The following is an 8,338-nucleotide window of genomic DNA, read 5'->3' as shown; positions in this document are numbered from 1 at the left end:
TCCTCTAATATTATATATATATTGTACTATACTATAGCTAAAAACACACATATATGTTTGCAAAATGTAAATTAACAAGATTATATTATACTTTTATAATATAAAGCCCTCAGCAGTACTGAGGGGCTAAATATATTCAAACAGACTTTCAACATATTAATATATTTTGTATCTTATTTCTATTAGATAATCACCGATTTTATATTCAAAGTATTCATTTATTGTATCACAAGCTTATTTAGCTCCATCTAACTTACGTTGTATATCCTTAAATAAAAGCTCTTCAATAACCTGTTGAATTTTATATTTTATAGTTCGAGCATTCTCTCCTGATGTCAAAATAACAGGGCTAACAGCTGCATACACTTCATCTACTGTAAGTTTATCTTCAAATTCACTTTTCCTTCTTGATATTTCAGACTGAACAATTTGGTATATTGTGTCACAACTAAAATCATCAAAATGAAGGAACTTATCAATCCGATAAAAAATAGGCAGGCCTAATCGCTCTTGCATTTCTTCTTTTGTCTGATAATTAGAAGTTAGTACAATCACAACTCCTGATACATCTACATCATAGGTAGTATCCTTAAACTCTGAATTATCAAATAATGTATAAAACGCTGAGTAAAAATACTCAGGACATTTATCTAATTCGTCAAAAAAGATTAAATTGGACTCCCGTTCCATCAAATCAAACCCTAAACTACGTCTATTAGGCATATTACCAAAGAAATAGTCTGAATAGTTATTATTCTTAAACATCGATAAATGTTTTTCTAAATATTTTCCACTAAAGAATGACTTTGCAATTTCACGTACCAATTCCGTCTTCCCAAGGCTGCTATTACCATACAACATAATAACATATGGTTTATCCCTTTTAATATTTGTAAGATACCATAAACTTTTACTGATTCCCTTGATGACCAGATGCTGACCAATTATATGTAATGATATATCTTCAATTTGATTCACAAACATATCTACATTTCTTTTTATTTCATATTTTTCACTTTTAGCATCAAGTTCAATTAATGACAGTTTTTGTTTATTTTCTAAATATTTCATTAATATACGAGGAGGATTATGAACATATATTTCAGCATCATCTGTCGTTAAATCTTCAATTAATGCTCCTAAACGATCATGTGCTGCTTCAACGATTCCATGATAATTGTCATTTTTTATAATAAGTGTTTTAGCATGTTCTTCAAACTTGCGTTGATTTTGTCTAGAAAAATCAGACAGTTTTACCAAGTCTAGAAATGTATCCACTTTATCCTCTTCTCTAAACTCAGGTAAACTCATATCAAAATATGTCTTTGACCCAATAATAATATGATATTTTCTTTTACTTTCCATTAAATACCTCTGTCGTTATACAAGCATAAAGTACATCATAAAGCGTCACTGAATCATTTTCATCAACTTCTTCTTCAATAGTTGACCCTCTAAGTTGCATGTTTGGCGGATAAATCTCTGCCAAAGTTTTTGGTTTTTCTACAGAAGTAATTAACCGTTCCATTTTTCCCATTTCCGTGATGAAATCAAACCGTTTTTTACTGAATTCACCCACCTCAATACAATAAAGTGTCATTGTAGCTGTAAGCAAATCGTTTCTTTTATAATTACTTACAAATGCCTCATTATTAAAACGAACATACCTTTTCTCATCTACTTTATATGTATCATATCCATCATAGCTATCCATAACAGTTTTAAACTCTTTTGCATCTACTTTATCAACTCCCCCTTTAACAAGTTTTAGGTATCCACCTGCCACACGAAAAGAAGTAGAAGAATTTTCAATGTCTGATAGTTGGACGTTTGGAATATTAATAAGTAACGACTTTAATTGCTCAAACTCAGAAATTTCTGTAGAAGAAATGGTAGTTGTCCTATCTTGCGATATAATATATGATGTTTTTATCTTGCCTGTAAATAAAAAAGAAATTCTTGAAAGAAATGGAACATCAAGCTTCATTTCTGCCGAAACACCTGTTCCTATAGCACCTTCTAACTCTAAATTAGAAGATATATCCGTAGTTCTTAAAAGTTCACCTCTATCGCGTTCTTGTAATATGTTACGAATAGTCTCTTTATCAAAATATATAATTTTATTAATAATATTCTTAGACATTAATTCACTCCCTTCACTAAAACTATAAACGAGAATATATAGTTACCATCTAATTATTTATATCAACACAGTTATTTGAACGTCTCTATTTTAAATCTCGTACAGCAAATTTACATTTACTTAAATCGAACAAAAAAACAAACGTTCTTGTATTATGATTAGTATATAATATAAGACCCCATTATTCAATATATTTAATACAATCTATCACGACTAAGTTCTATAAAAATACAAAACCCTCGGTTCACGCCGAGGGTTTTAACATACCCAAATTCATCATTCAGATATCATCTTATTAAATTATATACTTTTCTCTTATTCCCACTCAATGGTAGCCGGTGGTTTAGAGGTAATATCATACACGATACGGTTGATATGTTTTACTTCGTTGATAATACGAACGGAGATTTTATCCAACACATCATACGGAATACGTGCCCAGTCGGCTGTCATGAAGTCAGTGGTGGTTACACCGCGAAGTGCCAAGGTATAATCGTAAGTACGGAAGTCACCCATAACGCCAACAGTACGCGTACCGGTCAATACGGCAAAGTACTGATTGATGGAACGATCGAGTTTAGCATTCGCAATTTCTTCACGGAAAATCGCATCCGCATCACGAAGGATGTCGAGTTTTTCAGGGGTGATTTCGCCCATTACACGAATGGCGAGGCCTGGGCCCGGGAATGGTTGACGCCATACTAAATAGTCGGCCAAGCCAAGTTCGGACCCGAGTTCACGTACTTCGTCTTTGAACAAGTTGCGAAGTGGTTCGATAAGGCCTTTAAAGTCAACTACTGCAGGCAAGCCCCCTACATTGTGATGACTCTTAATAACTGCAGCATCGCCCGCGCCGGATTCGATTACGTCCGGATAGATGGTGCCCTGTGCCAAGAAGTCAACGGCACCGATTTTACGGCCTTCGTCTTCAAATACACGAATGAATTCTTCACCGATAATTTTACGTTTTTGTTCCGGTTCTTCAACGCCCGCCAAACGACCCAAGAAACGGTCGGATGCATCTACACGAATGAAGTTCATGCCGGAATCCTTGAAAGCCGCTTCTACTTCATCGCCTTCGTTTTTACGCATCAAACCATGGTCAACGAAGATACAAGTCAATTGATTGCCTACGGCTTTAGAAATAAGAGCTGCCGCTACGGAGCTGTCTACGCCACCGGACAAAGCCAATAACACTTTGCCGTCGCCAACAGTTTTGCGAATGTCTTCAACCGCGGTTTTAGCGTAGTTAGCCATTGTCCATTCACCATGGCAACCGCAAACTTCAAATAAGAAGTTGTGGATCATTTCCTTACCGTGTTCACTGTGAAGCACTTCCGGATGGTATTGCATAGCGTATAATTTGCGTTCCACGTTCTGCATAGCCGCTACCGGGCAGTTAGCCGTATGACCGACGATTTCAAAACCTTCCGGTACAGATGCTACATAGTCAACATGGCTCATCCATACGGTTTCGTTTTCGCTGAGACCTTTGAACAATGGGGACGCCGTGTTTACTTTCACCGGGGTTTTACCAAACTCGCGAGCATCAGCGGATTTAACTTCGCCGCCCAAAGTGTGCGCCATGAGCTGCATACCGTAGCAAAGGCCGAGTACCGGAATACCCAATTCGAACACTTCCGCTTCAATGCGAGGCGATTTTTCTTCGTAAACACTGTTAGGGCCGCCTGTGAAAATTACGCCCATTGGGTTCAATTCTTTAATTTTGGCAACCGCTTTATCATATGGATACACTTCGCAGTAAACGTGGTTTTCACGAACGCGACGCGCAATCAACTGATTGTACTGACCGCCAAAATCGACAACGATAATAAGCTCTTTTTGGTTCATTATGCCCTCCATTAATGTAACAACTGCCTATGTTTACGCTTTTGTCAAAACTTCAAAATCATATTCATAGCTACATTTAAATAGTTCTATTACGTATTTATTCAATCTATTATACCATAGAAAGCAAGGTCTCGCCTAACTAATAAAAAATAAATTCACCGATTACGTCCGTCACAGACAAACAAAAATAGAGGCAATCATAACCGCAGTTACAGTTACCTCTATTTTAAAACTAAGGTGGGGCGACACTCCCACATCTCCTACTCAAAGGTCTTGCACCTTATCCGGCGACGGCTACCCGTTCCGTCCTCTTATTCATTATCTGCTTATATATAGATTATATCACAAACCTCTATCGAATCGACACGTCTTCCCCGGCCAAGATATGTTTCATGGTACGAGCCGGGCACATTTTACCGCACATGGTGCAAGTGCCTTCGCATTCCGGTTTACTGGATTCATAGTAACGACGAGCTTTTTCAGGATCGATAGCCAAGGAAATCATAGTATCAAAATCTACTTCCGCACGGGCTTTACTCATGGCATCGTCCCAAGCCTGAGCGCCCGGAATGCCTTTTGCCAAATCCGCTGCATGGGCGGCAATACGCGTAGCGATGATGCCTTCTTTCACATCTTCAACGGTTGGCAAACGCAAATGTTCAGCCGGCGTTACATAGCAAAGGAAGTCGGCACCGCACGAACCGGCAATAGCCCCGCCGATAGCACTCGTAATATGGTCATAGCCCGGCGCAATATCTGTAACCAACGGTCCCAGCACATAGAATGGAGCATTATGGCAAAGACGTTTTTCGAGCGTCATATTAGCCGCAATTTCATTGAGCACCATATGACCCGGGCCTTCAATCATAACCTGCACATTGTGTGCCCACGCGCGTTTAGTAAGCTCGCCCAAAGTAATGAGTTCTTCAATCTGAGCCGCGTCGGTCGCATCATGGGTGCAGCCCGGACGACATGCATCACCAAGGCTCAAGGTTACGTCGTATTTTTCACAAATTTCGAGCAAGCGGTCATAGTATTCGTAAAACGGATTTTCCTGATTGTTCATTTCCATCCAAGCAAAGAGTAAGGAGCCGCCACGGGATACGATGTTGGTCAAACGGGGATTGTCTTTGATACGTTGCGCCGTCTTCTGATTCATACCGCAGTGAATCGTCATGAAGTCCACGCCGTCTTTTGCGTGCTGTTCCACAACGGAGAAAAACTCATCTACGGTGATGTCTTTGAGGTCTTTGTCGAGCATGCCTACCGCATCATACATTGGCACGGTGCCAATCATGGCGGTGGACATATCGATAAGCTTGCGACGGAATTCTTGAGTTTTACCAAAGTTCGACAAGTCCATGATAGCTTCTGCCTTCATGGCAATGGCGTTGCGCACTTTTTCCAATTCTTCGTCCAAATTATTGTGTTCCGGCGAAACACCAAGGTTTACGTTGATTTTAGTGCGGCAGCGTTTGCCTACCCCTTCCGGCGATAAACTAATGTGCATTTTATTGGCCGGAATCGCTACCTGACCGGATGCCACGAGGGCCATCAAATCTTCCAAACGCATCTGTTCTTTTTCGGCTACCGTTTTAAGCTGCGGTGTCACCAAGCCGCGACGTGCCGCATCCATCTGCGTCGTGTATTCGTCACTTTTTGCCAAGCGTACATCCTGCATGTTTACTGTAAATTTCGAACTATTCATTTTAGCCTCCTCTGCGCTATACCTAAGCGCGAATCCGTGAAAATCGTCACGTTACATGATCTCCCTAAATAGGTTATACGCAAAAAAGCCAAAATAAAAAGCTCATCCACGCGGATGAGCTTTAAAAGTCCTGTACAGCTTTCCTACGTCGGCATTATCCGAATCAGGTCAAGGGTCAAGTGTTCACGCACTTTTCTCATCCATAAGGCTCCCCTAGCTTTTTTGTGTATTTCCTACATTATAGTACAGGTCTTTGTGAAAAACAACCATTTATGAAAATTGGTAATCGACTAAGACGACTTCAATTTTATGTATTAATCACTCCGATTTACATGCCAATGCCATTACATGCGGATATCGGCGTACTCGGGACGACGGTCGAATTCCTTTTTGGCAAACGGGCATAACGGCATAATTTTCAAGCCCCGTTCGCGTGCCTGTTTTACAATTTCAGCCACTAATTGGCCGGCAATGCCTTGACCGCCGTAGTTTTCATCAACCAAAGTGTGGTCGATAATCCAGAATTTATCGGATGGCGAATAGGTGCTTTCACCGATATTTTTGTCGCCATCATAGGCAGCGGCTCTGTTTTTATCCGCTTCATGTACGATTTTAATCATTTGAAACCTCCTTATTTTAACTTGCTTTTAATCGGTTAATACAACTGAGCTTTAAGGCTAATTTGATTAAACCGCTCCTTATTTTTCCGTATACGTCAGTGCACCGGACGGACACTGATCAATAACCGCTTTAATCTCTTCGGTCGTGCCGTTTTCCGGCATAATCCACGGTTTGCGACTCACATCAAAAACATCGGGTGCCCCTTTTACACATTTAGCTGCATGCTGACACAAGTCAGGCTTCCAATGAATCACTAAACTTTCAGTTTCATATGTTTTTTCAGCCATACAATCCTCCTCTAATTCTGTCACACGGCCAAACTCCCACTTAGGATGTTAAAATTTAACTACTCTCTACTATTTATTATACTGTAAAACCGGCGAATTACGCAGTAATTCATACTAATAACTAGACAATTATTAGAATTTGTTCAGTAATTCATCCTTAACGCTTAATAGTCTAATTCTGTTTTAACAAAGGTATTATTTCTAAGATCAACAAAGGCTTGTCTAACTTCATCTTCCGTGTTCATTACAATCGGGCCCGCCCAGGCTACCGGTTCATTCAAAGCCTTAGATGCGATGTACAATACTTGTGACGGTTTATCGCCGTTTTTAATGGTAACGCTGTCACCTTCAGTCAATTTAACGGCCGTTTTTTCTTCAATATGTTGGCCGTCTACTTCAATATCGCCAATCAATGTGAAGAGCATAACCGATTCATCTTTGCCCATGGTCAACGTATTTTCAGCGCCTGCTTCAAGCTGGAGATCATAGTAGTTGAGCGGTAAATGCTCACCCACATAGCCCTGATGCTCTTTGTACGAACCGGCTAACAAGCGAAGTATGCCTCCTTCAATCGGAATTTCGGCAATATCTGCTCGCTTAATGCCGTGATAGCTTGGTTTGCTCATCTTATCTTTTTGCGGTAAGTTGAGCCAAAGTTGAACGCCCAATAAGCGTTCGGATGCCGGCACTAATTCTTCGTGCAAAATACCGGAACCGGAGTTCATCCATTGCACTTCGCCATCGGTAACGGCTTCTTCATTACCGAGGCTGTCCTTATGCACCATTTTACCGCGTGATACATAACTGATTGTTTCAATGCCGCGATGCGGATGCATTGGGAAACCTGCCGTATAGTCGGCCGGATTTACACTGTCAAAAGAGTCCAACATCAAAATCGGATCAAACTCTTTAATTGTCTGGTTGCCTAATACACGCACTAATTTTACACCGGCTCCGTCAATTGTCTGAAAGCCTTTTATTGTTGTTTTAACGGTTCTTTTCATCCGTCTTACCTCCAATTTTTCTTAAAATTGCTACTAAATTTTCTTTTTCTTTTTCATCAAGCACGGAAAGTACGTCCTTTATCATAGTTATGTTTTCCGGTGCCAATTGACTGATAATTTTGCGACCTGCTTCAGTCAAATGCAGGATTGATACGCGGCGGTCATTTTTATCCGTCAAGCGCTCAATATACTTCATTTTTACTAAATTATTAACAATAACCGAAATTGTGCCGACGCTGCTCAAAATGTGCTCGCGCACGGCGCCCACCGTAAGATCGCCCTTGCTGTACAAGGCTTCCAGCACCATGAACTGGCTAAATGTCACTTCATACTTAGCCGCCAGGTCCGCCGTCAGTTTATCGAGCATATTGACACTTCGGTGAAGGCCTACTAAAGCTCTCATTTCTAAACTTTTCAAAGCATCAACCCCTTCATACGATGTTTTACTAAAATACTATTTCGTCAACCCTTGGGGCGGTGGGATTCAACCCCTCCTTCTCCGCCGCGGTGGACATATAAATTACATTAGATTATATAGATATCTTTCAATTATATCTAATTAGATGTATCTAACTAGCTATATTATAATCTAAAACTTTCGATTTGTAAACACCCTGGTTACAAGTGATTAAAATTTCTGTACATTATGAAAATTTTGTACAAAAACATGCTTATTTTATAAACACTTTTTTATAGTAAATTGCAATGTGAAATTGAACACTTT

General features: G+C 39.9%; 8 protein-coding genes and 1 riboswitch. All 8 genes read right to left on the bottom strand.

Annotated features, from left to right (window positions below; translation table 11 throughout):
- Window positions 1–234: 234 nt before the first annotated feature.
- The 8 genes from QZL64_RS12915 to QZL64_RS12880 all read right to left on the bottom strand — a co-directional run bounded on the left by QZL64_RS12915 (window position 235) and on the right by QZL64_RS12880 (window position 8,032).
- Window positions 235–1,365 carry an AAA family ATPase gene (locus QZL64_RS12915; protein ID WP_021842364.1) on the bottom strand — a complete coding sequence of 377 codons (1,131 nt, stop codon included), beginning with the start codon at window positions 1,363–1,365 and terminating at the stop codon, window positions 235–237.
- Window positions 1,355–2,143, bottom strand: coding sequence for a DUF6414 family protein (locus tag QZL64_RS12910; protein ID WP_021842363.1), 789 nt, complete (start codon window positions 2,141–2,143; stop codon window positions 1,355–1,357). Before QZL64_RS12910 ends, QZL64_RS12915 begins: the two co-directional genes overlap by 11 nt.
- A gap of 315 nt (window positions 2,144–2,458) precedes the next feature.
- Entirely contained in the window at window positions 2,459–3,994 is a 1,536-nt protein-coding gene (guaA, locus tag QZL64_RS12905; protein WP_021842362.1) for a glutamine-hydrolyzing GMP synthase, read from the bottom strand.
- Window positions 3,995–4,346: 352 nt separating this feature from the next.
- Complete coding sequence (thiC, locus tag QZL64_RS12900; RefSeq protein WP_021842361.1) at window positions 4,347–5,702, bottom strand: phosphomethylpyrimidine synthase ThiC; 1,356 nt, start codon at window positions 5,700–5,702, stop codon at window positions 4,347–4,349.
- A 123-nt stretch (window positions 5,703–5,825) separates the two neighbouring features.
- Window positions 5,826–5,927: riboswitch (TPP riboswitch) on the bottom strand.
- 119 nt (window positions 5,928–6,046) lie between these two features.
- Window positions 6,047–6,322, bottom strand: coding sequence for a GNAT family N-acetyltransferase (locus QZL64_RS12895; protein WP_021842360.1), 276 nt, complete (start codon window positions 6,320–6,322; stop codon window positions 6,047–6,049).
- A gap of 78 nt (window positions 6,323–6,400) precedes the next feature.
- On the bottom strand, window positions 6,401–6,610 hold the full coding sequence (locus tag QZL64_RS12890; RefSeq protein ID WP_021842359.1) for a (4Fe-4S)-binding protein: 210 nt from the start codon (window positions 6,608–6,610) through the stop codon (window positions 6,401–6,403).
- 164 nt (window positions 6,611–6,774) lie between these two features.
- Window positions 6,775–7,614, bottom strand: a complete 840-nt coding sequence (locus QZL64_RS12885) for a pirin family protein (RefSeq protein WP_021842358.1) — start codon at window positions 7,612–7,614, stop codon at window positions 6,775–6,777.
- Window positions 7,598–8,032 (bottom strand): MarR family winged helix-turn-helix transcriptional regulator, encoded by a 435-nt coding sequence (locus QZL64_RS12880; protein ID WP_295225541.1) that lies wholly within the window; start codon window positions 8,030–8,032, stop codon window positions 7,598–7,600. Before QZL64_RS12880 ends, QZL64_RS12885 begins: the two co-directional genes overlap by 17 nt.
- Window positions 8,033–8,338 lie beyond the last annotated feature (306 nt).

This window comes from Veillonella sp. CAG:933, from assembly GCF_000431435.1.
In the GTDB taxonomy this organism is placed as follows: domain Bacteria; phylum Bacillota; class Negativicutes; order Veillonellales; family Veillonellaceae; genus Veillonella_A.
Note: the sequence above shows the minus strand (reverse complement) of the source record. Positions and strands in the feature narration are given on the sequence as shown.